This window comes from Pseudomonas sp. Pso3 (genome assembly GCF_055393275.1).
In genome coordinates this window covers 1,663,716-1,690,583 of record NZ_AP043687.1, presented here as the reverse complement: position 1 = coordinate 1,690,583, position 26,868 = coordinate 1,663,716, and the positions used below count along the sequence as shown (strand labels likewise).

Sequence of the window (26,868 nt, the reverse complement as noted above, 5' to 3'; positions counted from 1 at the left end):
TTCTAATTAGCCGTCAGTTCAGGTAAGGAGACCAGGAAGGCTCGCGCACGTCACCCTGGGCGGTGGGAATAGGAATCCGGACGCGACCATTGATGGAGACAAGCATCAGGACGCCTCGGTCCTGCTGGCGGGTGGCGTAGATTAGCATGGTGCCATTGGGCGCAACAGTGGGCGAGTCGTTGAGGCTGGTGTTGGAAAGTACCCGCACAGAGCCGCGTTGGAGGTCTTGCGCAGCGATCTGGAAGTTGGTGAAACCTTCCTGGCGATGCACCATGACCAGCGTCTTTTCATCCGCCGAAAGTTTCGGGTTGGCGTTGTAGTTACCGACGAAAGTCACGCGCTCAGCACCCCCGCCATTGGCGTTGGTCTTGTAGATCTGCGGCTTGCCGGAACGGTCGGAGGTGAAATAGATGGTCTGGCCATCCTTGCCCCAGAAGGGCTCGGTATCGATGGCCGAGTCATTCGTCACACGACGAATGGCACGCGAGCCGAGGTCCATCACATAGATCTCGGGGTTGCCGTCCTTGGACAGTACGAAGGCCAGGCGATTGCCGTCGGGCGAAAACGCCGGCGCGCCATTCAGGCCTTCGAAGTTGGTCAGCTGCTCGCGGCGACCGGTGTCGATGTACTGCATGAAGATGCGCGGGCGCTGCTGTTCGAAGGAGACATAGGCGATGCGCTTGCCATCCGGCGCGAAACGCGGCGACAGGATCGGCTCGCGTGACTGCAGCAGGGTAACGGCACGGGCACCGTCATAGTCGGCGCGCTGCAGGGTGTAACGGGTGTTGGTGGCGGAGAAGCGCTCGGCGGTCACATAGAGGATGCGCGTCGAGAAGGCACCCTTCACACCAGTCAGCTTTTCATAGGCCTGGTCGGAGATGAAGTGGGCCATGTCGCGCAGCTGATCGGTGCCGCCGCCGACGTTGCCGGTCAGGACCTGCTGTTCGGTGGAAACGTTGAACAGGGCGTAGTTGATCTGCAGCCGACCGCCATTGGGCACGATGTTGCCCACCAGCACGTAGTTGGCACCCAGGGCCTTCCAGTCACGGAAGATGACTTCGCTGGCCTGGCTCGGCTGGCTCAGCATGTTCTGGCGCGGAATCGGCGAGAACACCCCGGAATTGCGCAGGTCGTCGCTGACGATGTTGGCCAGGTCTTCCGGCAGTGGCTGACCACCCTGCCACCCGAAGGGCACGACGGCGATCGGGATGGCGCGATCACTACCGCTGGAAATCACCAGCGGATCGGCCGCCTGGGCGGAGCCCACCACCAGGACCAGGCCCAGCAGGATGTAACGGATCAGGGTGTTCACAGACTCAAGTCCTCCGGTTTGAAGATCATGCGGCGCTGACGGTACAGCTGATCGAAGGTCTTGCGATCCAGCTGCTGCAGCTCACGGATACGACCGACGTTACGCACGGCCGATACCGCTGAATTATCGAATTCCTTGTTGCCACTGGAGCGGGTCACCGTCGCGCTGGTGATGGTGCCGTCCGGCAGCATGTTGATCTGCACCTCGACGCTCATGCCGTTGCGCGCCGACTGCGGACGCGTCCACTGCTCGCTGACCAGCCGAACGATCAGGTCATCGAAACTCGATGCCACCTCGTCGCCCTGCTCTTCGGCCAGGGCCTGCTGCCGCTGGGTATCATCGGACAACAACTCGGCGAGGGCCTGCGCCTTCTTGTCTTCCGCTGCCTTGCGCGCAGCCGCCTGGGCAGCCTTCTTCTTGGCGTCGTCCGCCGCTTTCTTCTTGGCGGCCTCCGCAGCAGCCTCTTTCTTGGCCGCCTCGGCTGCAGCCTTCTGCTTGGCTTCTTCGGCCGACTTCTGCTTGGCTGCCTCTGCCGCAGCCTTCTTCGCGGCTTCCTCAGCCGCTTTCTGCTTGGCGGCTTCGTCAGCCTTCTTCTTGGCGATGTCCGCCTGCTTCTTCTGCTCGGCGGCCTGCTTGGCTTCCGCAGCCGCCTTGGCGGCCTCGGACTGTTTCTCGGCCTCAGCCTTGGCTTCGGCGGCCTTGGCCGCCGCTTCCGCTTGCTGCGCCTTTCGAGCATCGTCGGCTTTCTTTTGTTCCACGGCCTGTTGCTGGGCTTCCTTCTGTTGCTGAGCCGCCTTGGCCGCCGCCGCTTCACGCTGGGCTTCCTGTTGCTGACGACGCTGCTCCAGTTGTTCCTGCTCGTACTGCTTGGCCGCGGTCTTCTTCGCCTCCCCCGCCAGTTTCTGCTCGGTCTGCACCTGCGCCGAACTCTTGGATTTGAGCTGGACCAGGGTCGCCTGGACGACCGGACGCGACTGGGGCAATTCAGGGGTGAAGGCGAAGCTGACAAACAGCAGGCCGAAGATCAGCACATGCAGGGCGACTGCCCAGATGACCGGCCAGAAATAACTTTCGGACGACGAACGCTCGCGGTGTCGCATCAAGGCGCCTCGGTAATCAACCCGACGTTGGGGACGCCGGCCTGTTGCAAGGCACCCATGGCGCCGGCGACGACGCCATAGTTGGCGGCCTTGTCACCGCGGATGAACACCTGGGTGTCCGCACGCTGACGCATGATGGCACCGACCTGCTGACTCAGTTGCGGCAGGGACACCGCGGTGGAGGACTTGGCCTTCTGATCGGTATCCACCTCGGAACCGACGTTCCAGTAGTAGGTACCGTCGGCTTTCACCGAGACGGTGAGGATCTGCTTGTCGTTGTCCTGCGGCAGGGCCTGGCTGTCGACCTTGGGCAGGTCGACCTTGACGCCCTGGTTGAGCATGGGCGCCGTCACCATGAAGATGACGAGGAGCACCAACATCACGTCGATGTAGGGCACCACGTTCATCTCGGCGACGGGCTTGCGTTTCTGGCGGCGAGGGACCATGGGATACCTCTTTATTCGTCGCTGGTGTGGACTTTGCGGTGCAGGATGGCCTGGAATTCATCCGCAAAGGTGTAGTAGCGGTTGATCAGCATTTCCGAGCGGGCGGCGAAACGGTTGTAGGCCACGACGGCAGGAATGGCGGCGAACAGACCGATGGCGGTAGCGATCAGGGCTTCGGCGATGCCGGGTGCCACGGTGGCCAGGGTCGCCTGCTGGGCGGTGGACAGGCCGCGGAAGGAGTTCATGATGCCCCAGACGGTACCGAACAGACCCACGTAGGGGCTGGTGGAGCCGACGGTGGCCAGGAACGGCAGGGCCTGTTCGAGCTTTTCTTCCTCGCGGGAGATGGCCACGCGCATGGCGCGGGAGACACCTTCCATGACCGCATCGGGATCCACGCCGGGCTGCTGACGCAGACGGGAGAATTCCTTGAAACCGGCGCGGAAGATCTGCTCGACGCCGGAATCCGGATCGGGGTTGCTGCCAGCCTGGCGGTACAGCTTGGACAGATCGATGCCCGACCAGAATTTCTCTTCGAAGGCATCCAGGGAACGCTTGGCGGCGCGCATGGCGTTGCCACGCTGGATGATCATGATCCAGGACGTGACAGAGGCTGCGACCAGGATGAGCATCACCAGTTGCACCACCAGACTGGCGTTGGCGATGAGGCTCCACATGGACGTATGGTCGACGTTGGGTTGCACGCTTAATCTCCTGATTGAATTGACGCCGGACTTCCGGCAAGAACCGTTCGCATGGCTTCGGGCATGGCCCTCGGCCTGAAGCTGTCAGCACGCACGCAGGCGACCGTTACCCACCCTTCGCAGAGCAGGACATCGTCCTTAGCACGCCGGACCTCCTGGTGAAACCTGAGGCTGGCGCGCTTCGCTTCGACCACCTCGGCACCGATCAGCAACTCGTCATCCAGCCGCGCGGGCGCATGGTAGCGCGCTTCGCTGCTGTGGACGACGAAGAGCAGACCGTCCCGGGCGAGTTCGGACTGGGCATAGCCCAGCGCGCGCAGTCGCTCGGTGCGGGCGCGTTCCATGAACTTGAGGTAGTTGACGTAATAGACGATGCCGCCGGCATCGGTATCTTCGTAGTAGACACGACACCTGAGGACGGACGGCGACGGGCTCCGCGATTGCGCGTGCATACTCTAGAACCTAGCCTCGCCGTTGCCAATCAGAAATGTTCGCAACTGCATTTAGTTACCATTGACCTCGAACAGATCGGGCGTACCGCCCTGGGCCAGACGCGTCGGCAGGTTAAGTCCGAAGTGCAGATAGGCATGCCGGGTCACCACCCGCCCGCGCGGCGTGCGCATGATATAGCCTTGCTGGATCAAATAGGGTTCCAGCACGTCTTCGATGGTGTGACGCTCTTCGCTGATGGCCGCCGCCAGGCTATCCACGCCCACCGGACCGCCGTCGAACTTGTCGATCATGGTCAGCAGCAGCCGGCGATCCTGGTGATCGAAGCCCTGGGCATCCACGTCCAGCAGGTCGAGGGCGCGACTGGCGATGTCGTGGCTGATATGGCCCTGCCCACGCACCTCGGCGAAGTCGCGCACCCGCCGCAGCAGGCGATTGGCGATTCGCGGCGTGCCCCGTGCGCGGCGGGCGATTTCCATCGCGCCCTCGGCTTCGATGGCGAGGCCGAGGATGCCGGCGGAGCGGGTGACGATGGTGGCCAGGTCCGCGGTGCCGTAGAACTCCAGGCGCTGGACGATCCCGAAGCGGTCGCGCAGCGGATTGGTCAGCATGCCGGCACGGGTGGTCGCGCCGACCAGGGTGAAGGGCGGCAGATCCAGCTTGATGGAGCGCGCCGCCGGCCCTTCGCCGATCATGATGTCGAGCTGGTAGTCCTCCATCGCCGGATAGAGGACCTCCTCGACGATGGGCGAGAGGCGATGGATCTCGTCGATGAAGAGCACATCGCCGGCTTCCAGGTTGGTCAGCAGCGCGGCGAGATCGCCCGGGCGTTCCAGTACCGGACCGGAGGTGCTCTTCAGGGACACCCGCATTTCCTGGGCGATGATGTTGGCCAGGGTGGTCTTGCCCAGACCGGGCGGGCCAAAGATCAGGGTGTGGTCGAGGGCCTCGCCCCTGCCCTTGGCCGCCTGGATGAACAGGCCCATCTGGTCGCGCACCACCGGCTGACCGATGTAGTCCGCCAGCCGCACCGGGCGAATGGCGCGATCCTGGACTTCCTCGCGGTCGCGGCCACCGGCCGAGATGAGACGATCGGTTTCTATCATGGGATCAGACCATGCCCTTCAGGGCGCGACGGATGAGTTCCTCGCTGGAAAGGTCTTCCCCTTCCACGGCGGCGACGGCGCGGCTGGCTTCCTGGGGCTTGAAGCCCAGGGCGACCAGGGCGCTGACCGCGTCGGCCTCGGCGCTGGCCGCGACGGCGGCCTGGTTCGGCAGGACCAGGGGGGCGATGGCGGGCAGATTTTCCCAGGCCTTGAATCTGTCCTTGAGCTCGACCAGCAGACGCTCGGCGGTCTTCTTGCCCACCCCGGGCACCTTGACCAGGGCGGCCGTGTCCTGGGCTTGCACACAGCGAACCAATTCATCCACCTCGAGACTGGACATCAACGCCAGGGCCAGCTTGGGGCCGACACCATTGAGTCGGATCAACTCGCGAAACAGCTCTCGCTCGCGTTTTTCCCCGAACCCATAGAGCAGGTGCGCATCTTCCCGTACCACGAGGTGGGTATGCAATGTGACGACTTCGCCCTGGGCCGGCAGCCGATAAAGGGTCGTCATGGGCACTTCGACCTCGTAGCCGACTCCGCCCACGTCGAGCAGGAGATGGGGCGGCTGCTTTTCCGCCAGGGTGCCACGTAGACGACCGATCACTGGGATACCTTCCTAACGTTGGAGCGAGATGAGAGAGCGGATGGCGCTAGAGACGCAGGCGACCGCCACGGCGGCGGGTCGCCAGCAGGCCATGGGGAACCAGGCTCTGCCGGGTGTGGGCATGGCACAGGGCGATGGCCAGGGCGTCGGAGGCGTCGATCTGGGGTTTCTCGGTCAGGCGCAGCAGGTGCATGACCATCAGCATCACCTGCTGCTTGTCCGCCCCACCGTTGCCGACCACGGCCTGCTTGACCTGGCTCGCGGTGTATTCGGAAATCTCCAGACCACCTTCGGCGCCGGCGACGATGGCCGCTCCCCGGGCCTGACCCAGCTTGAGCGCCGAATCGGCGTTGCGCGCCATGAACACCTGCTCGATGCCCATGGTGACCGGTCCGTACTGGGCGATGACGTCGCGCACGCCGCGGTAGACGATCTGCAGCCGCTCCGGCAACGGACCGTTACCGGTCCGGATGCAGCCGGAGGCGACGTACTCGCAGCCGCGTCCGGTGTCGCGCACCACGCCAAAGCCGGTCAGCCGCGAACCCGGGTCGATGCCCAGCACCAGGGTGCCGGGCGCATCGGGCGGCAGGCGCTCGTAGAGGGACATCAGCCGAGCTGCGCCATGACATCCTCGGGGATGTCGGCGTTGGAGTAGACGTTCTGTACGTCGTCCAGGTCTTCGAGCATGTCGATCAGCTTGAGCACCTTCTGCGCGGTTTCCAGATCCAGGGTCGCGGAGGTCGAGGGGATCATGGTCACCTCGGCTTCGTCGGCCTTGTAGCCGGCGGCGGTCAGGGCTTCGTTGACGGCGATGAAGTCGGAAAAGCTGGTGAAGACGTCGATGGAGCCATCGTCGTTGGCGACCACGTCGTCGGCACCCGCTTCCAGGGCGGCTTCCATCAGGGCGTCCTCGTCCAGGCCGGGGGCGTAGCTGATCTGGCCCTTGCGCTCGAACAGATAGGCCACCGAACCGTCGGTGCCCAGGTTGCCACCGCACTTGTTGAAGGCATGGCGGACTTCGGCCGCGGTGCGGTTGCGGTTGTCGGTCATGGCCTCGACGATGATGGCGACACCGCTCGGGGCGTAGCCTTCATAGGTCAGTTCCTCGACGTTCTCGCCTTCGCCGGCGCCCACGCCCCGGGCGATGGCCCGGTCGATGGTGTCGCGGGTCATGTTGGCGGTCAGCGCCTTGTCCACCGCCAGGCGCAGGCGGGGGTTGTCGGCCGGAACGCCGCCACCCTGGCGCGCGGCCACGGTCAGCTCACGGATGATCTTGGTGAAGATCTTGCCCTTCTTGGCATCCTGACGCTCTTTGCGATGCTTGATGTTGGCCCATTTGGAATGACCGGCCATAAGCTACTCCAATGTCTTGACGAAGACGGCGCCGCGGCGATGACCGCGGCGCACTGAAAAGGGAAACGGCGGGCACCCGTCCGGGCGCCCTCCTCCGATAAGGCTTATTCCGCCTTGGGCTGCTCGCGCAGGCGGATGTGCAGCTCGCGCAGCGCCTTGGCGTCGACGGCGCCGGGCGCCTGGGTCATGACGTCGGCGGCGCTCTGGGTCTTCGGGAAGGCGATGACTTCACGAATGGACGAGGCGCCGGTCATCAGCATCACCAGGCGATCCAGGCCGAAGGCCAGGCCGCCATGGGGTGGCGCGCCGAACTTCAGGGCGTCCAGCAGGAAGCCGAACTTCTCTTCCTGTTCCTCAGCGCTGATCCCCAGCACCTCGAACACCGCCTGCTGCATCTTCTTGTCGTGGATGCGGATGGAACCGCCGCCCAGCTCGGTGCCGTTGAGCACCATGTCGTAGGCGCGCGACAGCGCCGCACCCGGGTTGGCCTTGAGCTCGTCCGGGCCGCACTTGGGCGAGGTGAAGGGGTGGTGCATGGCGGTCAGGCTGCCATCGTCGTTTTCCTCGAACATCGGGAAGTCGACCACCCACAGCGGCGCCCACTGGCAGGTCAGCAGATTGAGGTCGTGACCGAGCTTGATGCGCAGCGCGCCCAGGGCCTCGGAAACGATCTTGGTCTTGTCCGCGCCAAAGAACACGATGTCGCCATCCACCGCGCCGACGCGGTCGAGGATGACGTTGATGTTGTCCAGGGGGATGTTCTTGACGATGGGCGACTGCAGGCCCTCGACGCCGGCGGCGCGCTCGTTGACCTTGATGTAGGCCAGGCCCTTGGCACCGTAGATGCCGACGAACTTGGTGTAGTCGTCGATCTGCTTGCGCGGCATGCTCGCCCCGCCCGGTACGCGCAGGGCGGCGACGCGGCACTTGGGATCGTTGGCCGGACCGGCGAAGACCTTGAAGTCGACGTCCTTGAGCTGGTCTTCCACGTCCACCAGTTCCAGCGGGATGCGCAGGTCCGGCTTGTCGGAACCGAAGCGACGCATGGCCTCGGCCAGGGTCATGTGCGGCAGGTCGCCGAACTCGACGTCCAGGACTTCCTTGAACAGGTTGCGCACCATGGTCTCGGTGATGTCCATGATGTCTTTTTCATCGAGGAAGCTGGTCTCGATGTCGATCTGGGTGAATTCCGGCTGGCGGTCGGCCCGCAGGTCTTCGTCGCGGAAGCACTTGGCGATCTGGTAGTAGCGATCGAAGCCGGCGACCATCAGCAACTGCTTGAACAGCTGGGGCGACTGCGGCAGGGCGAAGAAGCTGCCGGGGTGGGTGCGGCTGGGCACCAGGTAGTCGCGGGCACCCTCGGGAGTGGCCCGGGTCAGGATCGGGGTTTCCACGTCGAGGAAACCGTTCTCGTCCAGGTAGCGGCGGATGCTGGAGGTGATGCGCGAACGCAGCTTCAGCTTCTCGGCCATCTCCGGACGGCGCAGATCGATGAAGCGATAGCGCAGGCGGGTCTCTTCGCCGACATCGGTGTATTCGTTGAGCGGGAACGGCGGGGTTTCCGCCTCGTTGAGCACTTCCAGCTCGTAGCCCAGCACCTCGATGGCGCCGGAGGCCATGTTGGCGTTGCGCGCGCCTTCGGGACGCAGGCGCACCTTGCCGGTGAGCTTGACGACGTACTCGCTGCGCACGCGGTCGGCCTTGGCGAAGGTTTCGGCGCGATCCGGATCGAACACCACCTGGGCCAGGCCTTCGCGATCGCGGATGTCGAGGAAGATGACCCCGCCGTGGTCACGGCGGCGGTGGACCCAACCGCAGAGGGTGATTTCCTGGCCGTCCAGGCTCTCGTTCAACTGGCCGCAATAGTGGCTGCGCATCATGGTCGTGGTTTCGCTTCTCTAGAACAGGCTGAATGCGTGGAGGCGCCGGGCCGGCAAGACCGGGCGCTCGACTGAACGGGAGATTCTATATCATCCGTCACGATTTTACCGTAGCCGGGCACGCAGCTCGACGTGCGAACACTGGCTAAACGGCCAGCGGTTCTGTGATAGCCTCGGAGCCCTTCGCAACCGACGCACAGGAGCCGTCAGCATGGAAATCAACATCGGAATCGCCGAACAGGATCGTGCCCAGATCGCCGAGGGCCTGTCGCGCCTCCTGGCCGACACCTACACCCTGTATCTGAAGACCCACAACTTCCACTGGAACGTGACCGGGCCGATGTTCAACACCCTGCACCTGATGTTCGAGACCCAGTACACCGAGCTGGCCGTGGCGGTGGACGACATCGCCGAGCGCATCCGCGCCCTGGGTTTCCCGGCGCCGGGTACCTACGCCGCCTATGCCCGCCTGTCGAGCATCAAGGAAGAGGAAGGGGTGCCGGACGCCCAGGACATGATCCGCCTGCTGGTGCAGGGTCAGGAAGCCGTGGTGCGGACTGCGCGGGGCATCTTCCCGTTGCTGGACAAGGTCAGCGACGAGCCCACCGCCGATCTGCTGACCCAGCGCATGCAGACCCACGAGAAGACCGCCTGGATGCTGCGCAGCCTGCTCGCCGCCTAGCTCCGGCTGCCGTCGCGGGCCGCGGCCCGCGACGGTGCCACGATTGAGCGGCCCTCACCTTTTGGGTTAAATAAGGACGCGCTTTTCGCGCCGGGTCACTCCGCTGTCGGGCACCGCTCCGGCAGTTTCGGCAGACCCGTGTTCTCTATCCCAAGGTGATTTCACATTGAACACGTTATCTACTGTCCATGTCGTGGTGGGCGCTGCTGCGCTTCTGTTATCGGCAATTCCCGGACTGCAGTCCGACACCTCGTCCTTCGATCAACCCGAGTCCATCCATCTGGCCCTGCTGGGTCTTGCCACCCTCCTCTTCACGCCTTTCTCCCGCAGCCGCAGCAGCGGTGCCCAGAAACTCGCCAGCGCCCTGCTGGTGATCGCCGTGGTGGCCCAGACCTTTATCCTGCTGGCGCCCCTCGAGCAGATCGGCGGCCTGCCGGCCGAATTGCTGCCGCTGGGGCTGACCCTGGTCGCCGCCCTGGCCAGCCTGCCGGAAAAGTTTCGTGCCCCGGCGGGCAACGCCGCGGTGGCCGACAGCGAGGTTCGTCCGCGTCAGGCGGCGCGTCCCGCCCCTGCCGCCGCCGCTCCGGCCCGTCCGCTGGCCGATGACCGCGAGCGCGGCACGGTGAAGTGGTTCAACACCTCCAAGGGCTTCGGCTTCATCTCCCGCGACACCGGCGACGACATCTTCGTGCACTTCCGCGCGATCCGTGGCGAAGGTCATCGGGTGCTGATGGAAGGCCAGCGCGTGGAATTCTCGGTGATCCAGCGCGACAAGGGCCTGCAGGCCGAAGACGTGGTCATCGCGGCCTGATCGCTGCCGGCAAAAAAGAAAGGCCGCCCTCGGGCGGCCTTTTTCATGGGCGACGAGACTACTGCCGCTGGGCGGCCGCGGCCTTGCTGTCGGTCATGCCGGTGGTGTTGCCGAGCAGGCTGGCGGTCGCGGTCTGGATGAAGGCCTCCAGGCGCTTCTGCAGCTCGGGCGCGCTGGCGTCGCCCTTGAGCACCTCGCCACCGGCCTGGGTGCCCAGGTGATAGCGATAGAGCACGGCGTCGCGGTCGCGCGGCTTGACCAGGATGCGATCGCCGGTGACCAGGGCCACGGTCTGGTCGCTGCCCGACGGCTTGATCACCGCCACGCCCGGATCGCCCTGGGGCAGACCCAGCAGATCACGGCCCCAGCACTGGTGCTGGGTCGGCTTGCCGAAGCGGGCCAGCACCGTGGGCACCACGTCGATCTGGCTACCCACGGTGTCACGACGGGCGCCAAAGGTTTCCTGCACGCCCGGACCGATCAGCAGGAGCGGTACGTTGAAGCGCGACAGGTCCATCTCGGTGATCTGCTCGTTGTTGCCGAAGCCGTGGTCACCGACGATGACGAACAGGGTGTCCTGGTACCAGGGCTCGTTCTTGACCTTGGCGAAGAACTGACCCAGCGACCAGTCAGCGTAGCGCATGGCGGTGAGGTGTTCGTCGAGCGAGCCGTGACCGGTGACCGGGGTGACCGGCAGGTCCTTGGGCAGCGCATAGGGGGTGTGGTTGGACAGGGTCTGCAGCAGCGCATAGAAGGGCTTGCCGTCCGGCGCCTTGGCCAGCTTGTCCAGCTCCTGCACCGAGCGGTCGAACATGTCCTGGTCGGAAACGCCCCAGGTCGGATCCATGAACACCGGATTCACGAAGTCCTCGCGGCCGACGAAGCGGGTCATGCCCTGGTTGCTGAAGAAGCCGGACTGGTTGTCCCACTGGAAGTTGCCGTTGTAGACGTAGACGTCGTCGAAGCCGCGGGTGCTGAGCAGTTGCGGCAGACCGGAGAACTGGTGCGCGCCCTCGGGCATGCGCATCAGGTACTCGAAGGCCGGCAGGTTGGGGAAGCAGGCCATGGTGGCGAACATGCCCTGGTGGGTATGGGTGCCGTTGGAGAAGAAGCGGGTGAACAGGGTGCCCTGCTTGGCCAGGGCGTCGAAGTTCGGGGTGATGCCGTCTTCGTTGCCGAGGGCGCCGATGTAGCGACCGGCCATGCTTTCCATGAGGATCACCACGACGTTGCGCACCTTGGGCAACTGGCCGTCGGTGGGCGGGGTGTAGATCCGGCGGATGGCGGCCTTGTCGGCGTCGATCAGCTCGTCACGCGGGGTCAGCAGCAGTTGCCGGGTCACCGCCAGGGCGTCGGCGGCCGGCATGGTGGCCTTCCAGCTGTTGTCGCGATGGTCGGAGAAGCTGTTCTCGGCGGCATTGATCAGGGTCAGGGTGCCGTTCAGACCGAGGTGGTTGGCGAACATGGAATCGGTGGTGTAGGCGTCGCCCCAGCGCAGCGGCGGCCCGGATCTCAGGGTGCCGCGGGCAGCGATGACGGCCACCACCAGGCAGAGCAGAAACACCGCGCCCCGGCGATACCAGGCGGCCGGTCGCGCCGCGGCATACCGGCGGGTGGCTCGCTCCACGCCAAAGAACACCAGGCCCAGCAGCAGGGTCGCCACGGCCCAGGCCAGGAGCAGGCGCAGCACCGGGAAGCCGTTCCAGATCATGCTGGTGACGGTGTGCAGGTCTTCCTGCATGTACTGGAACACCAGGCTGTTCAGGCGCTGGTGGAATTCACGGTAGAAGTTCAGCTCGCCGACGCCCAGCAGCAGGCAGAGGCTGGCGGCCAGGGTGAACCAGCCGGCCTGCAGGCGGCGGGCGGCCATGGCTCTGGCGCTGAGCAGGCAGAGCAGCGAGGGCACGCAGATATAGACCACCAGGCGCAGGTCGAAGCGGGCGCCGTTGAAGAAGGCCTCGGCAAAGGTAGCGAAGGGCGAGTCGCCGATCAGATCGGTGTTGTAGCCCAGCAGCGCCAAGCGCAGCAGGGTGAACATGACCATCAGCGCCAGGGCGCAACCCACCACGAAGCTGAGGTGGCTGCCCAGCGTCGGCAGCGGGCGGATGCCAGCGGTGCGCGGGGTGTGGGGGACTTCCGTTTGCGACATGAAAACACCTTGTCAAAAGCAGCAGGGATTCGCGGCGCGTGGCCAGCGGCTCGGGATCGGCCACGCAGAGGCCTCGGGCGCGGTCGGCAGGCGTGGGAGTTTAACCATCCGGCGCGATCACGCCAGTCCTGGGCTGCGCGACGTGGGCGAAGCGAGACCTCCGCCGCGCCGACCAGCGCCCAGCCTGAGCAGGAGCTCGTCAAAATTTCGTCAAGGACTGCTCTGGATGCGACGTCAGCGCAGGCATGGGCGGCAGCCGCCGCTTGCAGTAAAATCCAGCACCCTCGACCGCTCCAGCGCCGTATTCAGGATGCCCCATGGCTCACCGTGACGCTCTGCAGGTGCTTCGCACCTACCTCACCAGCCAGATCCTTGGCCAGGAAACCCTGGTGGAGCGTCTGCTCATCGCGGTGCTGGCGGACGGTCATCTGCTGGTGGAAGGCGCCCCCGGGCTGGCCAAGACCAAGGCCATCAAGGACCTGGCGGAAGGCCTGGAAGCGGATTTCCACCGCATCCAGTTCACCCCCGACCTGCTGCCGGCCGACATCACCGGCACCGAAATCTATCGCCCCGACACGGCGACCTTCTCCTTCCAGCAGGGGCCGATCTTCCACAACCTGGTGCTGGCCGACGAGATCAACCGGGCGCCGGCCAAGGTGCAATCCGCGCTGCTGGAAGCCATGGCCGAACGCCAGGTGAGCATCGGTCGCACCTCCTATGCCCTGCCCGACCTCTTCCTGGTGATGGCCACCCAGAATCCCATCGAGCAGGAAGGCACCTATCCCCTGCCCGAGGCCCAGCTCGACCGCTTCCTGATGCACGTCAAGATCGGCTACCCCGACGCCTCGGTGGAACGCCGCATCCTCGCCCAGGCCCGTGGCGAAGCCCTGGACGGCGAGACCCTGCCGACCGAGCGGGTCACCCAGGCGGCGATCAATGCGGCCCGGCGCGAGGTGCTCGGGCTGTACATGGCCGACGCCGTGGAGGAATACCTGGTCCAGCTGATCATGGCGACCCGCACCCCGGGGCGCTTCGATCAGGACCTGGCGCACTGGATCACCTACGGCGCCAGTCCGCGCGGTTCCATCGCCCTGGATCGCTGCGCCCGCGCCCACGCCTGGCTGGCCGGGCGGGACTTCGTCAGCCCGGAGGACATCCAGGCGGTGGTCTTCGACGTCCTGCGCCATCGCATCATCCTGTCCTTCGAGGCGGAAGCTGCCGGCATCGACCACGACCGGGTGGTGCAGCGCATCCTCGATCTGGTGGCCGTGGCCTGAGATGGCCGAGCGCAACGGCGTGACCCTGGGCCTGGCCGAGCTCATCGAGATGCGCCACCGGGTGGTCGAGGTGCAGCTGTTTTCCGCCGCCGGACGGCGCAGTCCGCTGATCGGCCTGCACCACTCGCGCCTGCGCGGGCGCGGCGTGGACTTCGACCAGGTGCGCGCCTACCAGCCCGGCGATGACGTGCGCGCCATCGACTGGCGCGTCACCGCCCGCACCCGCGAGCCCCATACCAAGCTGTTCCACGAAGAACGCGAGCGGCCGGTCTATCTACTGCTGGAGCAGAGTCCGCGCACCTTCTTCGGCACCCGCCAGCAATTCAAGTCGGTGCTGGCCGGGCGCCTGGCCGCGCTGATCGGCTGGGCGGTGCTGGAGCACAACGACCGCATCGGCGGCATGATCTTTGGCGGCGAACGCCTGCACGAGGTACGGCCAAGGCGCAGCAAGCAGAATCTGCTGCGTTTCTTCGATCACTTGATCAACGCCAATCGGGCGCTGCAGGATCCGGCCCTGGCCCAGGTGCCGCGCATCACCTTCAACCAGGTCCTGCGCCGCGCCCGCGAGGTGCTGCGTCCCGGCAGCCTGGCCCTGGTGATCTGCGACGAGCGCAGCCTGGACGTGGCCACCGAGCAGCACCTCACGCTGCTTTCGCGGCACAGCGACCTGGTCCTGCTGCCGCTTTCCGATCCGGTGGATCACGAATTGCCCCAGGCCGGCCTGCTGCGCTTCACCAGCGGTCTGGCGGAAGTGGAACTGGACACCGACCGCGCCGACGTGCGCCAGGGCTACGCCGAGCAGGCCGCGCAGCGTCGCGAACGCTGGACCGAACTCAGCCTGCGCCTGGGCATTCCGCTGCTGCCGCTGTCCACGGCGGACGACCTGGTCGAGCAGTTGCGGCACCTCCTGCGCCAGCACCGTCCGGGGTACACCTCGTGACCCCCGGCCTGCCGAATCTGGAGCCGCTGCGGTTGCCGCCGGAGCCGACCCTCTGGCCACCGGCGCCGGGCTGGTGGCTGCTGCTGCTGGTAGTGGTGGCGCTGGGCTTCTTTCTGCGCCATCGCCATGGCCGGCGGCCGCTGGTCAGCGCGCCCCTCGCCGAGGCGACCACCGAAGAGGATCTGCGCACCACCGCCCTGGCCGAACTGGCCCGCCTGCCGCGCCCCTATGGCGCGCCGGCCGGACCCTGGTTGCAGGCGCTCAACGCCCTGCTCAAGCGCCTCTGCCGCGCCAGCTATCCGGATCAGCTCAGCCAGACCCTGAGCGGCCGCGACTGGCTGGCCTTTCTCGATTCGCGCTGTCCGGCGGCCGGCCTGACGCGCTACATGATCCTGGTCGACGGCGGCTATCGCCCGGATTGCCGGCTGGATGACCGCGCCATCGACGGCCTGCAGGACGCCGTCGCCACCTGGATCCGCAAGCATGTTTGAATTCGCCTGGCCCTGGTTGTGGCTGCTGCTGCCGCTGCCCTGGGCGCTGCGCGTGCTCCTGCCGGCGGCCGACAGCGGCCAGGCGGCCCTACGGGTGGAATTCCTCGCTGAACTCGAACACCTGGGTGGGCGCACCCGCCACACCGGCGGCCTGAGCGGCGCCCGCCGTCTGCTGCCCTTTCTGCTGGGCTGGCTGCTGATCCTGGCCGCCGCGGCGCGTCCGCAGTGGGTGGGGCCACCCCAGCCGCTGGATGTGAGCGGGCGCGATCTGTTGCTGGCGGTGGATGTCTCCGGCTCGATGGACACCCCGGACATGCAACTGGGCGACGAGAACGTCAGCCGCCTGAGTCTGGTCAAGCAACTGCTCGGCCGCTTCATCGACAGTCGCCAGGGCGATCGCGTCGGCCTGATCCTGTTCGGTTCCCAGGCCTATCTGCAGGCACCGCTGACCGCCGACCGGCGCACCGTGCATGCGCTCCTGGAAGAAGCCCAGATCGGCCTGGCCGGGCGCAACACCGCGGTGGGCGACGCCGTGGGCCTGGCGGTCAAGCACCTGCGCAAGCGCCCGGACAACAGTCGCACCCTGATCCTGGTCACCGACGGCGCCAGCAACGGCGGCGTGGTGACGCCCGAGGTGGCGGCCAGCCTGGCGGCCAGCGAGCGGGTCCGCGTCTATACCCTGGGCATCGGCGCCGATCCGGACACCCTGGGCGCCGGCGCGACGCCCAGCGATCTCGACGAACCCATGCTGCGCCACCTCGCCGAGGTCACCAACGGCGCCTATTTCCGGGTGAGATCCAGTACCGAGCTGGCCGCCGTGTCACGCCAGCTCGATCGTCTCGAACCCATCCGCCAGCAACCGGACCAGGCCCGCCCCACCCGCGAACTCTATGCCTGGCCGCTGGCCGGGGCACTGCTGCTCGGCTTGGCCTTGGCGCTCAGCCGCCTGCCGTGGCCGACACGCTGGCAGCGTGGAGGCAAGGCCCGATGAGCGACTGGCTGCCGCTGCTCCTGCGTCCCTGGTGGCTGCTGGCCCTGGTGCCGGTCGCCCTGGTGATCGGCTCGCTGCGTCGGCGCCGGCATCGCCACGGGCGCTGGCAGGCGCTGCTGCCCCCGGCGCTGCAACCCTGGCTGCTCAGCGACAGCGATCGCCAGCGCTCGCCCCTCGGGCTGGTGCTGCTGGGTCTGGCCGGGGTGCTGGCCTGTCTGGCCCTGGCCGGTCCCAGCTGGCAGCAGGGCGAAGCGCAGAACTTTCGGCGCAACGATCCGCTGGTGGTGGTCTTGGCGCTGACGCCCGATCTGCTCGCCACCGATGTCATCCCCAATCGCCTGCTGGCCGTGCAGCGCAAGCTGCAGGACCTGCTCAAGGCGCGCCAGGACGGCGAGACCGCCATCGTCGTCTATGCCGGCAGCGCCCATACCCTGGTGCCCCTGACCGACGACCTGCCGACCATGGACAACCTGCTCAAGGCGTTGCGGCCGTCGATCATGCCGGTGCCCGGCCAGCGCGCCGACCTGGGTATCGCCCAGGCCCTGGAGCTGCTCGGCCCGGCGCCCAGCGCCAGCGCCCGGCTGCTGCTCATCGCCAGCGACCTGGACGACCGCGAGCGGCTGGGCCTCGAGCGCCAGCTGCAGGGTCGGCTGCGCCAGCTGGCGATCCTCGGCCCGGGTACGCCCCAGGGCGCCCCGGTGGCCGCCGAGACTGGCAACTACCTGAGCGACGCCGCCGGCGGCATCCGCATCGCCCGCCTGGTCGAAGGCCGCCTGCAGGATGTCGCCCGCGAGCTGGGTGGCCGCTATCAGCGCCTGCAACGCGATGACAGCGACCTGCGTCGCCTCGGTCTGCTGGAGCGACCCGACGATGTGCGGGCCAGCGAGGGTCAGGGACCTTCCGACTGGCGCGACCAGGGTTACCTGCTGCTCCTGCCCCTGCTGGTCCTGGTCGCCTGTGGCGCACGCCGCGGCTGGCTGCTATGTCTGCCCTTCTGCCTCTTGCTGACGCCGCCTCCGGCGCAGGCCGGCAGCTGGGACGATCTCTGGCTGCGTCGCGACCAGCAGGCCCTTCAGCTGCTGGCCGACGACCAGGCTGGCGCGGCCGCCGACCTCTTTACCGACGAGCGCTGGCGCGGCGTGGCGCTCTATCGCGCCGGCGACTTCAGCGGCGCCGCCGCGGCCTTCGCCCGGGATCCCTCGGCGGACGGCCACTACAATCGCGGCAATGCCCTGGCCATGGCCGGACGCCTGGACGAGGCCCTGCGCGCCTACCGGGCGGCGCTGGTGCTGCGTCCGGATCTGACCCCCGCCCTGCGCAATCGCAACCGCCTCGAACGCCTGCTCGCCCAGCGCGCCGCGGCCCAGGCCGAGGCCGCCGCCCGCAGTCGCCAGGCCCAGAGCGCCAGTCAGAGCAGCGCCCAGGCGGACGAGCCGGCCAGCAGCAGTACCCCGCCGTCCACCGCTGCCGCTGCGGCCAGCCCGCAGCAGCAGGCCCAGGCCGGCGCGGACTGGCTCGTCAGTCCGTCCTACGCCGAAGATCCCCTGGCGGAGGAACAGCGTCAGGCGGCCGAACAGTGGCTGCGCGAGATTCCCGACAACCCGGCCGAGCTGCTGCGCCGCAAGTTCTGGTACCAGCAACAACAACGCGAGGAGAACGCGCTGCAATGAAGGCCTATCCCTTGCTGCTGCCCCTCGCGCTGCTCGCGCCCCTGGTGCAGGCGGCGGACCTCAGCGCCCGCCTGGAGCGCACTCAGCTCAGCCAGAACGAGACGCTCGAACTCATTCTCGAGACCACCGATCCCGCGCAGTTCGGCAAGCCCGATCTCGGCCCGCTGGAGCAGGACTTCCGGGTGCTCGGGGTCCGCCAGAACAGCCTGCCGCCCGGCGAGCGGGTGACCACCCGCTGGAACGTCACCCTGCAACCCAAGGCCAGCGGTGCCCTGACCATTCCCGCCCTGACCCTCGACGGCGCCCGCAGCCAGCCGCTGACCGTCACCGTGGAGGCCAGCGCCGCCAAACGCCAGGCCCGTGAGCCGGTCTATCTGGAAGCCTCGGTGGAGCGCACCCGGCTCTATGTGCAGGCGGAAACCATCCTGACCATTCGCCTCTACCACGCCGTGGCGCTCTATGACGATCATGTGCTCACCCCGCCCAATCCCAGCGAGGCCCGGGTGGATCTGCTCGGTACGCCGCAGGTCTACGAGCGTGACGTCGAGGGCGTACGCCATGGCGTGATCGAGTGGCGCTACGCCATCCATCCGTTGCAGAGCGGCACCCTGGTATTGCCGCCCCAGACCTTCAGCGCCACCCTGGCCGGCGGTCTCGACGACAGCTCCAGGGCCGGCCAGCCGATCCAGCTGCGCACGCCGGCCCTGACCCTGGACGTCCTGCCACAGCCCGCCAGCTATCCGCCACAGACGCCCTGGTTGCCGGCGCGCAACCTGACCCTGACGCAGCAATGGAATCCCGCCCCGGCAGAGGCTCGCGAAGGCAGTGCCCTGACCCGCACCCTGCAGGTGCGTGCCGAAGGCCTGGCGCCTGGCCAGCTGCCCCCACTGGTGCTGCCCGAGACCGAGGGGGTGAAGCGCTATGCCGAACAGCCGCGGCTGTCCATGCAGACCCAGGCGCGTGGGCTGGTCGGGCAACGCGAAGAGCGTGTCGCCCTGATTCCCACCTCCACGGGGGACAAGGTCCTGCCGCCGGTGGAGGTGGTCTGGTGGAACACCGAGACCGACACCCTCGAACGCGCCACCCTGCCCGCCCAGACCCTGGTGGTCGCCGAGGATCCGACGCTGCAGCCGGTGGCGACCGCCGCGGCCAAGATCAGTGGCGGTGACCGCGGCCTCTGGCACTGGCAGTTGGCGACGGCCTTTTTCGCCCTGACCACCCTGCTCGGCTTCGGCCTCTGGTGGCGCGCCCGCCGGCAGCCGGCGGTCCTGCCGACGGTGCCCGATCTCGACAGCCGCCTGCAGCGCGAAGAGCTGCGCCGCGCCTGCCAGAGCAATGATCCCCACGCGACCCGCCACGCCCTGGACGCCTGGGCGCGACAGCAGCCGGAGACCCTGGCGGCCATGGGCGCGCGCTTCGAACCCCTGGCCGCGGCCCTCGATGACCTCAACGGCGCGCTCTACAGCGAAGCCGGTCAGCGCTGGCAGGGCGAGACGCTGTGGCAGGCGATCAATGCCCTGCCGCCGCTGACGCCCGCAGCCGTGCACGACACCCTGCCGCCGCTCTATCCGCGCTGAGCGCCTTCCTCCAGGCGCGCCAGCCGCTCTTCGAGCGCGGCGAGCCGGGCTTCCAGCGCCTCCAGCCGTCCTTCTCGCCCACCCGCGGACGCACTGGCTTCGGCGGCGCTACCCAGTTGCGCGACTTGGGCATCGCGTTCCGCGGCGTTGCCGAACAGATGCAGATAGCGCTCTTCGCGCTGGCCGGGTTGCCGCCCCAGACCGGTGGCCAGGCCACGGGCGATCAGCCGCTCCAGGTGGTGACGCACCTGCTCGGTGTCGTCGAAGGCATGCATCCGGCCGCTGCGGGCCAGCAATTCCCCCAGGGTCTGGGGTCCGCGCAGGAACAGCAGCGCGCAGAGCACCGACTGGGGTGGCGGAAGCTCCAGGGCCTTGTCCAGCCGCTGTTCCCAGCGATCCGCCCGACTACCCATCACCAGGCGCGCCAGACCGCGTTCTTCCAAGCGCCGCAGCCCCTGTCCCACCTCGCCCGGGGTCAGATTGAGCACCGGCTCGCGACTGGTCTTCTGGTTGCAGGCCAGCACCAGCGCATTGAGGGTCAGGGGATAGCTTTCCGGCGTGGTCAGCTGCTTTTCGATGAGGCTGCCGAGAACGCGGATCTCGTTGGCCTCCAGCGGCTCTTCGGCAAAGGCGGGGGTGACTGCTTGGCTCATGGCGGACTCCGCTTGGATGACGCGCCAGCCTAGCCTGCCCTCCGAGCCTGTTCAACGTCTCGCGAGCTAGAGCCAAGCAAGGCGAAAATGGCTGAGGAAGCGGAGTTTACGAGCGATAAATGAGCATTCCGACGGGGCTGGCCTTCCAGGCCATTTTCAACGCAGTTTGGCCGACGCGCAGCAGACTTTGATCAGGCTCTCAGCGCCGTCGCCACTGCGGCAGCCCAATCAGCACCACGGCGCCGACGATGACCAGCATGGCCAGCATCTCCGCCGGCCCGATCCGTTCACCGACGAACAGGGTGCCCAGCAGCACCGCCACCACCGGATTGACGTAGGCATAGCTGGTGGCGGCCGCCGGTCGTACCCGCCCCAGCAGATAGAGATAGGCGCTGAAGGCGATCAGGGAGCCGAACACCACCAGATAGCCCAAGGCCAGCCAGCCGCCCAGGGCCGGCCAGTGCTGCAGGCGCTCACCGCTGAGGTAGCTGGCGCCGAGCAGCGCCGCACCGGCCACCAGCATCTCCACGGCGCTGGCCATGGCTCCGCGCGGCAACGGCAGGTAGCGACTCCAGATCGAGCCGAAGGCCCAGGCCGCCGCGGCGAGCAGGATCACCGCCGCACCCAGGGGCGTGGCGCTCATGGTATCGCCCAGGTTGAGCAGGGCTATCCCCACCAGACCCAGGGCGATGCCGGCCCATTCCAGCAGGGTATTGCGCTGTCCCCAGAGCAGGCCGAACAGCAGGGTGAACAGCGGCACCGTGGCGATCGACAAGGCCGCGATGCCGGAGGTCACGCCCCAGTGCTCGGCGAGGGTCACGCCGCCGTTGCCGATACCCAGCAGCAGGATGCCGATCACCGCGGCCGCGGCGGTCTCGCGCGCCGTCGGCCAGGGGGTCCCGCGCAGGCGCAGCCAGCCCAGCAGCAGGCTTCCGGCGATCAGGAACCTCAGCCCCGCCATCAGCAGCGGTGGCCAATGGGCCACGCCGATGCGGATCACCAGATAGGTGGAACCCCAGACCACATAGAGCGCAAAAAAGGCCGCCAGCAGGGGCAGCCAGCTGGGTAGGCGCGGCGCGAGGCAGGGCGAGGTGGAGGTGTCCATGCGCGAGGGATTCCTGAGGGGTCAGGCAGCCATTGTAGGAGCGCACGACGGGACGGCTAAGATACAGTCAGGGGATAAAGGGCCGATCGGGCTTTGATTCAGCAGACTTTAGGAGCAAAGACCTTCGATTCGAAGGCAGGGGAACGGACATGGACCATATCGATCGCCGTCTCATCGACCTGCTGCTGGTGGAGGGCCGCGCCAGCTACGCGGACCTGGGTCGCCGGCTGGGACTCTCCGCGCCAGCCATCGCCGAGCGCATCGCCAAGCTGGAAGACGCCGGGATCATCACCGGCTATGGCGCCCGTATCGATCGCCGCGCCCTGGGCTACGGCACCGAATGCCTGATCTCCCTGCGTCTGCACAGCACCAGTCAGGGTCCGGTATTGAAGAAGCTGGAGGCCCTGCCCCAGCTGCTCGCCTGCCACCGGGTCACGGGTGAAGACTGCCTGATGCTGCGCGTCGCCGTACGCGACATGGGCGAACTGGAAAGCCTCATCGATCAGCTGAACCGGTTCGGCATGAGCCGGACCGTGGTGGTGCTGTCGACGCCCTTCGAGCGCCCCCTGCCGCTCCTGCCGGGCTGACGGCGCGCAGAAAAAAGCCCCGGCGCCTCGCGGCACCAGGGCTGGCGGAGCGACGCCCCGTCAGATGAAGGAGTCGTCGTCGCCACTGTCGTCGAAGAAGCCGCCACCGCCGCCGGTATCGCCATAGTCGGCGGCGTCCTGGAAGCCCCCGTTATCCTGATAGCCACCGGCGTCCTGGAATCCGCCGCCATTGTCGTAGCTGGCGTTGTCCGCCCAGCCTCCCTGGGAGCCGGCATCGGCCAGGCCCTGGTCGGCAGCCGGGGTCTCATTGATGACGTTGACGATCTCCTCGGGTTGCGAATGGTGGAACAGACCCGAAATCGCCTGAGCCGCCAGCACGCCACCGGCTACCCCGGCCGCCGTCTGCAGCGCACCGCCCATGAAACCGCCCATGCGCGAGGGCGCTGCCTGGGGTGCGCCATAGCCGGGCGCGGGCTGGGCATAGCCGGGATTGGGCTGGGCATACCCCGGATTGGCAGGCCGCGACGCCGCCGGACCCGGATCATTCCAGCCACGCGACGGCGCCGCGTTGGCCGCTGCCTGACCGCCCGCTGGCTGGCTGCTACCGCCACCGAAGAGACTGGACAGGAAGCCACCGCTGCTTGGGCGATTCTGCTGGACCTGGGCCATCTGGCTTTCCAGTTCCCGGACGCGCTGATCCAGCCGCTTGATGGCGGCTTCCTGGATCAGCATCGCCTGGGCCATGTAATAGGGCGCCGCGGGCTGCTCGCGCAGGCGCTGCTGGATCAGCGCCTCGGCTTCCCGGTCACGGGGCGCGGTCTGGGCTTCCGTGGTCTTGAGACGGTCGAACAGACCTTCGATCAGCTGGCTTTCTTCGCGTTGCATGATGACCCTCCCGCAGACGGTCTACTGGCGGCCTTTCCCGGGGAACGGCCTGGATGTCGAAAGGCGCAAGGCTGCGCACTGTTATGCCAGATAAAGGCGCAGCGGTTGCTTTTCAAGTTGCGTTCGCACGGCATTCAGCACAGGTTCAGCCAGAGGTCCACTGGCGCCCCTCCCATCTGAAGAGCCGCCCTGCCAGGGAGTTCCGGGTGGCGTCCAGGACTGGACAACCGGCCGGCGCTGCGGGAGTCTGAGTCTTTGCCCGCGAGGCCTGCGCATGCCGCCCCTGCTCATCCTGATCGACCAGCAACAGGGCATCCGCGCCCCGCACCTGGGCCCACGCAACCACCCCGAAGCCGAGCAGCGCCTGGCCGAGCTACTGGCGGCCTGGCGCCAGGTCCGGGCGCCCCTGCTGCATGTCCGGCACCTGTCGCGCAATCCGCATTCGGTGTTCTGGCCAGGGCAGCCCGGCGTGGAATTCCAGCCGGCCCTTGCGCCCCTGCCCGGCGAGCCGGTATTCGACAAGCAGGTCCCCGACGCCTTCGCCAACAGCGGGCTGGAGCGCTGGCTGCATCAGCGCGGCATCGCGTCGCTGCTGATCTGCGGCGTGGCCAGCGAGAATTCGGTGGAGGCCACGGCCCGCAGCGCCGGCAATCTTGACTTCACCACCTGGGTCGCCGAAGACGCCTGCTACACCTTCGCCAAGACCGACTTCGCCGGGCAGCCCCGCAGCGCCGAGGAGGTCCATGCGATGGCCATGGCCAACCTGCACGGCGAGTACGCCACCGTCACCTCCACCGCGGCCATGCTCGAACGCCTGCGAGCGAGCGGGTCACCCTGCTAGACTGCCCCCCTGCCCGTCTGGAAGCGTTGCATGAACCCTGTCGATATCCTGCGCGACTCGCTGTCCTTCTTTGCCCGCAATCTGCGCCCTCTGGCCGTCCTCACCCTGCCCTGGCTGCTGCTCGAAGCCCTGCTGCGCTATCAGGTGCTGGAGCGCTTCGGCGCCAACGGCGGCCTGTGGGACATGCTGGTCAGTCTGCTCTGCTATCCGCTCTCCACCGCCGCACTGCTGATCTTTCTGGAGGCGCGCACCCAGGGCAACACCCCGCGCCTGAGCGGCGTATGGGGCGCCGCCCTGCTGCTCTGGCCGCGCTTCGCCGTCCTCGCCGCCGTGACCTCGGGGCTGGTGATGCTGGGATTTTCGCTGTTGATCGTGCCGGGCTTTCTGATCATGGCCAAGCTGGCCTTTGCCGAGAACCTGCTGGTCCTGGAGGGACGGGCGCCGCTGGACGCCCTGCGCGGCAGCTTCCGGCTGAGCCGCGGGCATTTCTTCACCCTGCTGGCGTGCATCCTGGCCACGGTCCTGCCGGCCTGGCTGCTCGACGCCTGGATCACCCGGCATTTCGCCGAGGCCGCGGTGCCGGAGATCGTGCTGCAGACCCTGTCGGGCTTCCTGCAGCTGATCCCCAGCATCGCCGTCTACCGCATCTACATGCTGGTCAAGCAGAAGGCCTGACCAGGCCACTCACCACATCAGGTCGTCCGGCACCTGGTAGGCGGCGTAGGGATCGTCCGGATCAGGCTCGCCGCTCTGCACGTTGAGCAGCACCACCCGCTTGGGATCGCGCTCCTGGATGCGTTCGGCGGTAGCCCGGGGCACCACCTCGTAGCGGCCTTCGTAGCGCACGATGGCCAGACTGCCCTTGCTGAGCTTGTCTCTCATCATGACGTTGACCGACAGGCGCTTGACCTTCTTGTCGTCGACGAAGTTGTAGTAGTCCTCGGTGGTCAGCTTGGGCAGGCGGCTGGTTTCGATCAGCTGCTTGATCTGCGCCTGCTCGGCCTTGCGCCTCTTCTTGTCTTCCTGAGCGCGATTGAGCTCCTGGTCCTTGGCCAGTTTTTCCGCCTGGGCCTGCTGGACGGCCAGCTCCTGGGAGCGATCCTTTTCCGCCTGCCCGCGATGCTCCATGCGGTTCTGCTTCTGCTTCTGCTTGACGGCCTGCTTGGCCTGCTTTTCATTGACCAATCCGGCTTTCAGCAGCTGGTCGCGTAGGGACATGCTCATCGATACGACTCGTCTAGATCATCCAAGGGGGCGCAGCTCGGAAGCGGCCGCGCGCCAGGGTGTCCATCCTGCGCAGCCGACGAACCGAGTGCAAGCCTTTCTCTGGGGTGAAATAATGCAGTCATGACCTATCCGCCCCTGGTTCGGGCGCTGCCGATCACAATTCGCCCATGATTACCTTAGCGATCGTCCTGCTCTTCGTCGCCAGCGTGCTCTTCGTTCACCTTCGCGGACAAGCGCGCCTGCCCTTCCTGCGTCAGCTGGTCAACCACTCGGCGGTGTTCGCGCCGTACAACGCCCTGATGTACCTGTTCTCCGGCGTGCCGTCCAAGCCCTATCTGGATCGCAGCCGCTTTCCCGAGCTGGATGTGCTCAAGGACAACTGGCAGGAGATCCGCGTCGAGGCCCTGCGGCTGTTCGACGAGGGCTACATCCGCGCGGCGGAAAAGGACAATGATGCCGGCTTCGGTTCCTTCTTCAAGAAGGGCTGGAAGCGCTTCTACCTGACCTGGTACGGCGAGCCGCTGCCCTCCGCCCAGACCCTCTGCCCGCGCACCGTGGAGCTGGTGCGGCAGATCCCCAACGTCAAGGGCGCCATGTTCGCCCTGCTGCCGGGCGGCAGCCACCTGAATCCCCATCGCGATCCCTTCGGCGGCTCGCTGCGCTACCACCTGGGTCTGGCCACGCCCAACTCGGATGCCTGCCGCATCTATGTCGACGGCCAGCCCTATGCCTGGCGCGACGGCGAGGACGTGATGTTCGACGAGACCTATGTGCATTGGGTGAAGAACGAGACCGACCAGACCCGGGTCATCCTCTTCTGCGACGTCGAGCGGCCGCTGCGCAATCGCCTGCTGACCCGCGTCAACCAGGCGGTCAGCCGCTTCCTGGGCAGCGCCACGGCGCCGCAGAACGTCGAAGGCGAACGCGTCGGCGGCATCAACCAGGCCTATGCCTTCAGCAAGAGATTCGGGGATCGTATCGGTGGCGGCGTGAAGAAATTCAAGCGGCGCCATCCCAAGGCCTATCGCATCGCCAAGCCAGTGCTGGCGGTGCTGGTGGTGATCGCGCTCTACCACTGGATCGTCAGCTGAGGCGGCGATCCCGCGCAGGCGGCGTCAGCGGCTCCTAGCCGGAACGCTGCTGGCGCTGTCGGTGCAGCCGGGCCACCAGCTCGGCTTCGGCCTGGGACAGACCACAGGCCTGGGTGAGATCGTCGGCACTGGCGCCCAGTCCCACCAGGCGCGCAGCCTGGGAAAACGACAGACTGGTAGGGTCGCTCTGCTCGATCTGGGTCAACCGATCGGGCAAGGGCGCCACCACCTTGGCCAGTCCCTGCACCTGTTCACCCATGCGTACCTGCCCGGCCTGGTAGGTTTCCAGGCGCTTGAGCAGGATCTGCATGCGCTTGTCGACCAGGGCCTCCCGCTCGGCCAGCTTGGCCGCCTGCTGCTGCTGGCGTTGCCAGAGCAGCCAGCAGCAACCGCCGAGGCCGGCACAGGCCAGCCCCAGGGCGACGCTGAGCAGGATCAGCCCGACGAGCATCAGATGCTTTCCAGCTCCGACCACTCTTCTTCGGTCATCAGCTTGTCGAGCTCGACCAGGATCAGCAGCTCGCCGTTCTTGTTGCAGACACCCTGAATGAACTTGGCGGATTCGTCATTGCCGACGTTCGGTGCGGTCTCGATCTCCGACTGCCGCAGGTAGACCACCTCGGCCACGCTGTCGACCAGGATGCCAACGACCTGCTTGTCGGCCTCGATGATGACGATACGGGTGTTGTCGGTGACCTCGGTGGGCAGCAGACCGAAGCGCTGACGGGTGTCGATCACCGTCACCACGTTGCCACGCAAGTTGATGATGCCCAGCACATAGCTCGGCGCACCCGGGACCGGAGCGATTTCGGTGTAGCGCAGGACTTCCTGGACCTGCATCACGTTGATGCCGTAGGTCTCGTTATCCAGGCGGAAGGTGACCCATTGCAGGACCGGATCTTCGGAACCCTGTGCGGACGTTTTTTTCATGTTCCCTAGCCTCGTCAAATACCGCACGTGCGGCGAAGCGGG

General features: G+C 66.9%; 29 protein-coding genes and 1 pseudogene. 13 read left to right on the top strand and 17 right to left on the bottom strand.

The genetic code is table 11. The features are described from left to right. Positions 1-13 precede the first annotated feature (13 nt). The 10 genes from tolB to aspS all read right to left on the bottom strand — a co-directional run bounded on the left by tolB (position 14) and on the right by aspS (position 8,958). Positions 14-1,312, bottom strand: a complete 1,299-nt coding sequence (gene tolB / locus ACZ5R1_RS07970; protein ID WP_027597944.1) for a Tol-Pal system beta propeller repeat protein TolB — start codon at positions 1,310-1,312, stop codon at positions 14-16. Further along, complete coding sequence (gene tolA, locus ACZ5R1_RS07965; RefSeq protein WP_464713270.1) at positions 1,309-2,412, bottom strand: cell envelope integrity protein TolA; 1,104 nt, start codon at positions 2,410-2,412, stop codon at positions 1,309-1,311. Before tolA ends, tolB begins: the two co-directional genes overlap by 4 nt. Continuing rightward, positions 2,412-2,858, bottom strand: coding sequence for a protein TolR (tolR, locus tag ACZ5R1_RS07960; protein WP_007160331.1), 447 nt, complete (start codon positions 2,856-2,858; stop codon positions 2,412-2,414). The genes tolA and tolR overlap by 1 nt, the downstream gene beginning before the upstream one ends. Before the next feature lie 11 nt (positions 2,859-2,869). Further along, on the bottom strand, positions 2,870-3,562 hold the full coding sequence (gene tolQ / locus ACZ5R1_RS07955; protein ID WP_007160332.1) for a protein TolQ: 693 nt from the start codon (positions 3,560-3,562) through the stop codon (positions 2,870-2,872). A 2-nt stretch (positions 3,563-3,564) separates the two neighbouring features. After that, positions 3,565-4,014, bottom strand: coding sequence for a tol-pal system-associated acyl-CoA thioesterase (gene ybgC, locus ACZ5R1_RS07950; protein WP_027601708.1), 450 nt, complete (start codon positions 4,012-4,014; stop codon positions 3,565-3,567). 51 nt (positions 4,015-4,065) lie between these two features. After that, on the bottom strand, positions 4,066-5,118 hold the full coding sequence (gene ruvB / locus ACZ5R1_RS07945; protein WP_007160334.1) for a Holliday junction branch migration DNA helicase RuvB: 1,053 nt from the start codon (positions 5,116-5,118) through the stop codon (positions 4,066-4,068). A gap of 4 nt (positions 5,119-5,122) precedes the next feature. Continuing rightward, positions 5,123-5,725, bottom strand: a complete 603-nt coding sequence (gene ruvA, locus ACZ5R1_RS07940; RefSeq protein WP_007160335.1) for a Holliday junction branch migration protein RuvA — start codon at positions 5,723-5,725, stop codon at positions 5,123-5,125. 46 nt (positions 5,726-5,771) lie between these two features. After that, positions 5,772-6,332 (bottom strand): crossover junction endodeoxyribonuclease RuvC, encoded by a 561-nt coding sequence (gene ruvC, locus ACZ5R1_RS07935; protein WP_007160336.1) that lies wholly within the window; start codon positions 6,330-6,332, stop codon positions 5,772-5,774. Continuing rightward, entirely contained in the window at positions 6,332-7,078 is a 747-nt protein-coding gene (locus ACZ5R1_RS07930; RefSeq protein ID WP_464713005.1) for a YebC/PmpR family DNA-binding transcriptional regulator, read from the bottom strand. Before ACZ5R1_RS07930 ends, ruvC begins: the two co-directional genes overlap by 1 nt. A 104-nt stretch (positions 7,079-7,182) precedes the next feature. Next, entirely contained in the window at positions 7,183-8,958 is a 1,776-nt protein-coding gene (aspS, locus tag ACZ5R1_RS07925; protein WP_144948955.1) for an aspartate--tRNA ligase, read from the bottom strand. Between the two features lie 211 nt (positions 8,959-9,169). Between aspS and ACZ5R1_RS07920 the strand changes: the two genes are divergently transcribed. The 3 genes and pseudogenes from ACZ5R1_RS07920 to ACZ5R1_RS07910 all read left to right on the top strand — a co-directional run bounded on the left by ACZ5R1_RS07920 (position 9,170) and on the right by ACZ5R1_RS07910 (position 10,451). Next, positions 9,170-9,640, top strand: a complete 471-nt coding sequence (locus ACZ5R1_RS07920) for a Dps family protein (RefSeq protein ID WP_007160339.1) — start codon at positions 9,170-9,172, stop codon at positions 9,638-9,640. A 193-nt stretch (positions 9,641-9,833) separates the two neighbouring features. Next, a pseudogene (locus ACZ5R1_RS07915) lies at positions 9,834-10,067 on the top strand (cold shock domain-containing protein membrane protein); the annotation flags it as partial. Between the two features lie 168 nt (positions 10,068-10,235). Then, positions 10,236-10,451, top strand: coding sequence for a cold shock domain-containing protein (locus ACZ5R1_RS07910; RefSeq protein WP_160923550.1), 216 nt, complete (start codon positions 10,236-10,238; stop codon positions 10,449-10,451). Positions 10,452-10,509: 58 nt separating this feature from the next. Here the strand turns inward: ACZ5R1_RS07910 and ACZ5R1_RS07905 are convergent, their stop codons facing one another. Continuing rightward, positions 10,510-12,600 carry an LTA synthase family protein gene (locus ACZ5R1_RS07905; RefSeq protein ID WP_464713004.1) on the bottom strand — a complete coding sequence of 697 codons (2,091 nt, stop codon included), beginning with the start codon at positions 12,598-12,600 and terminating at the stop codon, positions 10,510-10,512. A 317-nt stretch (positions 12,601-12,917) separates the two neighbouring features. Here ACZ5R1_RS07905 and ACZ5R1_RS07900 point away from each other — a divergent pair, with 317 nt between their 5' ends. From ACZ5R1_RS07900 to ACZ5R1_RS07875, 6 genes are read left to right on the top strand one after another with little or no spacing between them, the layout of a single operon-like run. Further along, a complete protein-coding gene (locus ACZ5R1_RS07900; RefSeq protein WP_007160342.1) occupies positions 12,918-13,877 on the top strand; it encodes an AAA family ATPase in 960 nt (319 codons plus the stop codon). A 1-nt stretch (position 13,878) separates the two neighbouring features. Continuing rightward, on the top strand, positions 13,879-14,817 hold the full coding sequence (locus ACZ5R1_RS07895) for a DUF58 domain-containing protein (RefSeq protein ID WP_464713003.1): 939 nt from the start codon (positions 13,879-13,881) through the stop codon (positions 14,815-14,817). Beyond that, positions 14,814-15,308, top strand: a complete 495-nt coding sequence (locus ACZ5R1_RS07890; protein WP_007160344.1) for a DUF4381 domain-containing protein — start codon at positions 14,814-14,816, stop codon at positions 15,306-15,308. The genes ACZ5R1_RS07895 and ACZ5R1_RS07890 overlap by 4 nt, the downstream gene beginning before the upstream one ends. After that, a complete protein-coding gene (locus ACZ5R1_RS07885; RefSeq protein WP_144953005.1) occupies positions 15,301-16,299 on the top strand; it encodes a VWA domain-containing protein in 999 nt (332 codons plus the stop codon). Before ACZ5R1_RS07890 ends, ACZ5R1_RS07885 begins: the two co-directional genes overlap by 8 nt. Then, complete coding sequence (locus ACZ5R1_RS07880) at positions 16,296-17,969, top strand: tetratricopeptide repeat protein (protein WP_464713002.1); 1,674 nt, start codon at positions 16,296-16,298, stop codon at positions 17,967-17,969. The genes ACZ5R1_RS07885 and ACZ5R1_RS07880 overlap by 4 nt, the downstream gene beginning before the upstream one ends. Then, positions 17,966-19,546 (top strand): BatD family protein, encoded by a 1,581-nt coding sequence (locus ACZ5R1_RS07875; protein WP_464713001.1) that lies wholly within the window; start codon positions 17,966-17,968, stop codon positions 19,544-19,546. The genes ACZ5R1_RS07880 and ACZ5R1_RS07875 overlap by 4 nt, the downstream gene beginning before the upstream one ends. On the opposite strand, the gene ACZ5R1_RS07870 is transcribed toward ACZ5R1_RS07875, so the two are convergent. Both ACZ5R1_RS07870 and yedA read right to left on the bottom strand, forming a co-directional pair. Beyond that, entirely contained in the window at positions 19,534-20,199 is a 666-nt protein-coding gene (locus tag ACZ5R1_RS07870) for a YceH family protein (protein ID WP_058791644.1), read from the bottom strand. The two genes, ACZ5R1_RS07875 and ACZ5R1_RS07870, sit on opposite strands and share 13 nt — an antisense overlap. Before the next feature lie 199 nt (positions 20,200-20,398). Beyond that, positions 20,399-21,304 (bottom strand): drug/metabolite exporter YedA, encoded by a 906-nt coding sequence (yedA, locus tag ACZ5R1_RS07865; RefSeq protein ID WP_464713000.1) that lies wholly within the window; start codon positions 21,302-21,304, stop codon positions 20,399-20,401. Positions 21,305-21,453: 149 nt separating this feature from the next. Between yedA and ACZ5R1_RS07860 the strand changes: the two genes are divergently transcribed. Beyond that, positions 21,454-21,891: an Lrp/AsnC family transcriptional regulator gene (locus ACZ5R1_RS07860; RefSeq protein ID WP_027597957.1), complete on the top strand. Its 438-nt coding sequence runs from the start codon at positions 21,454-21,456 to the stop codon at positions 21,889-21,891. A gap of 60 nt (positions 21,892-21,951) precedes the next feature. On the opposite strand, the gene ACZ5R1_RS07855 is transcribed toward ACZ5R1_RS07860, so the two are convergent. Next, positions 21,952-22,737, bottom strand: a complete 786-nt coding sequence (locus tag ACZ5R1_RS07855) for a DUF2076 domain-containing protein (RefSeq protein ID WP_027597958.1) — start codon at positions 22,735-22,737, stop codon at positions 21,952-21,954. A gap of 274 nt (positions 22,738-23,011) precedes the next feature. Between ACZ5R1_RS07855 and ACZ5R1_RS07850 the strand changes: the two genes are divergently transcribed. Together ACZ5R1_RS07850 and ACZ5R1_RS07845 are read left to right on the top strand one after the other, a co-directional pair. Next, positions 23,012-23,578 carry a cysteine hydrolase family protein gene (locus ACZ5R1_RS07850; RefSeq protein WP_464712999.1) on the top strand — a complete coding sequence of 189 codons (567 nt, stop codon included), beginning with the start codon at positions 23,012-23,014 and terminating at the stop codon, positions 23,576-23,578. A gap of 30 nt (positions 23,579-23,608) precedes the next feature. Then, positions 23,609-24,253, top strand: coding sequence for a YciC family protein (locus ACZ5R1_RS07845; RefSeq protein WP_464712998.1), 645 nt, complete (start codon positions 23,609-23,611; stop codon positions 24,251-24,253). Between the two features lie 9 nt (positions 24,254-24,262). Here ACZ5R1_RS07845 and ACZ5R1_RS07840 read toward each other — a convergent pair whose 3' ends face one another. Continuing rightward, complete coding sequence (locus ACZ5R1_RS07840) at positions 24,263-24,802, bottom strand: DUF2058 domain-containing protein (RefSeq protein ID WP_464712997.1); 540 nt, start codon at positions 24,800-24,802, stop codon at positions 24,263-24,265. 170 nt (positions 24,803-24,972) lie between these two features. Between ACZ5R1_RS07840 and ACZ5R1_RS07835 the strand changes: the two genes are divergently transcribed. Continuing rightward, entirely contained in the window at positions 24,973-25,896 is a 924-nt protein-coding gene (locus ACZ5R1_RS07835; protein ID WP_464712996.1) for an aspartyl/asparaginyl beta-hydroxylase domain-containing protein, read from the top strand. Between the two features lie 34 nt (positions 25,897-25,930). Here the strand turns inward: ACZ5R1_RS07835 and ACZ5R1_RS07830 are convergent, their stop codons facing one another. Further along, positions 25,931-26,347: a DUF2802 domain-containing protein gene (locus ACZ5R1_RS07830; RefSeq protein ID WP_007160356.1), complete on the bottom strand. Its 417-nt coding sequence runs from the start codon at positions 26,345-26,347 to the stop codon at positions 25,931-25,933. Further along, positions 26,347-26,826, bottom strand: coding sequence for a chemotaxis protein CheW (locus ACZ5R1_RS07825; protein ID WP_007160357.1), 480 nt, complete (start codon positions 26,824-26,826; stop codon positions 26,347-26,349). The genes ACZ5R1_RS07830 and ACZ5R1_RS07825 overlap by 1 nt, the downstream gene beginning before the upstream one ends. Positions 26,827-26,868 lie beyond the last annotated feature (42 nt).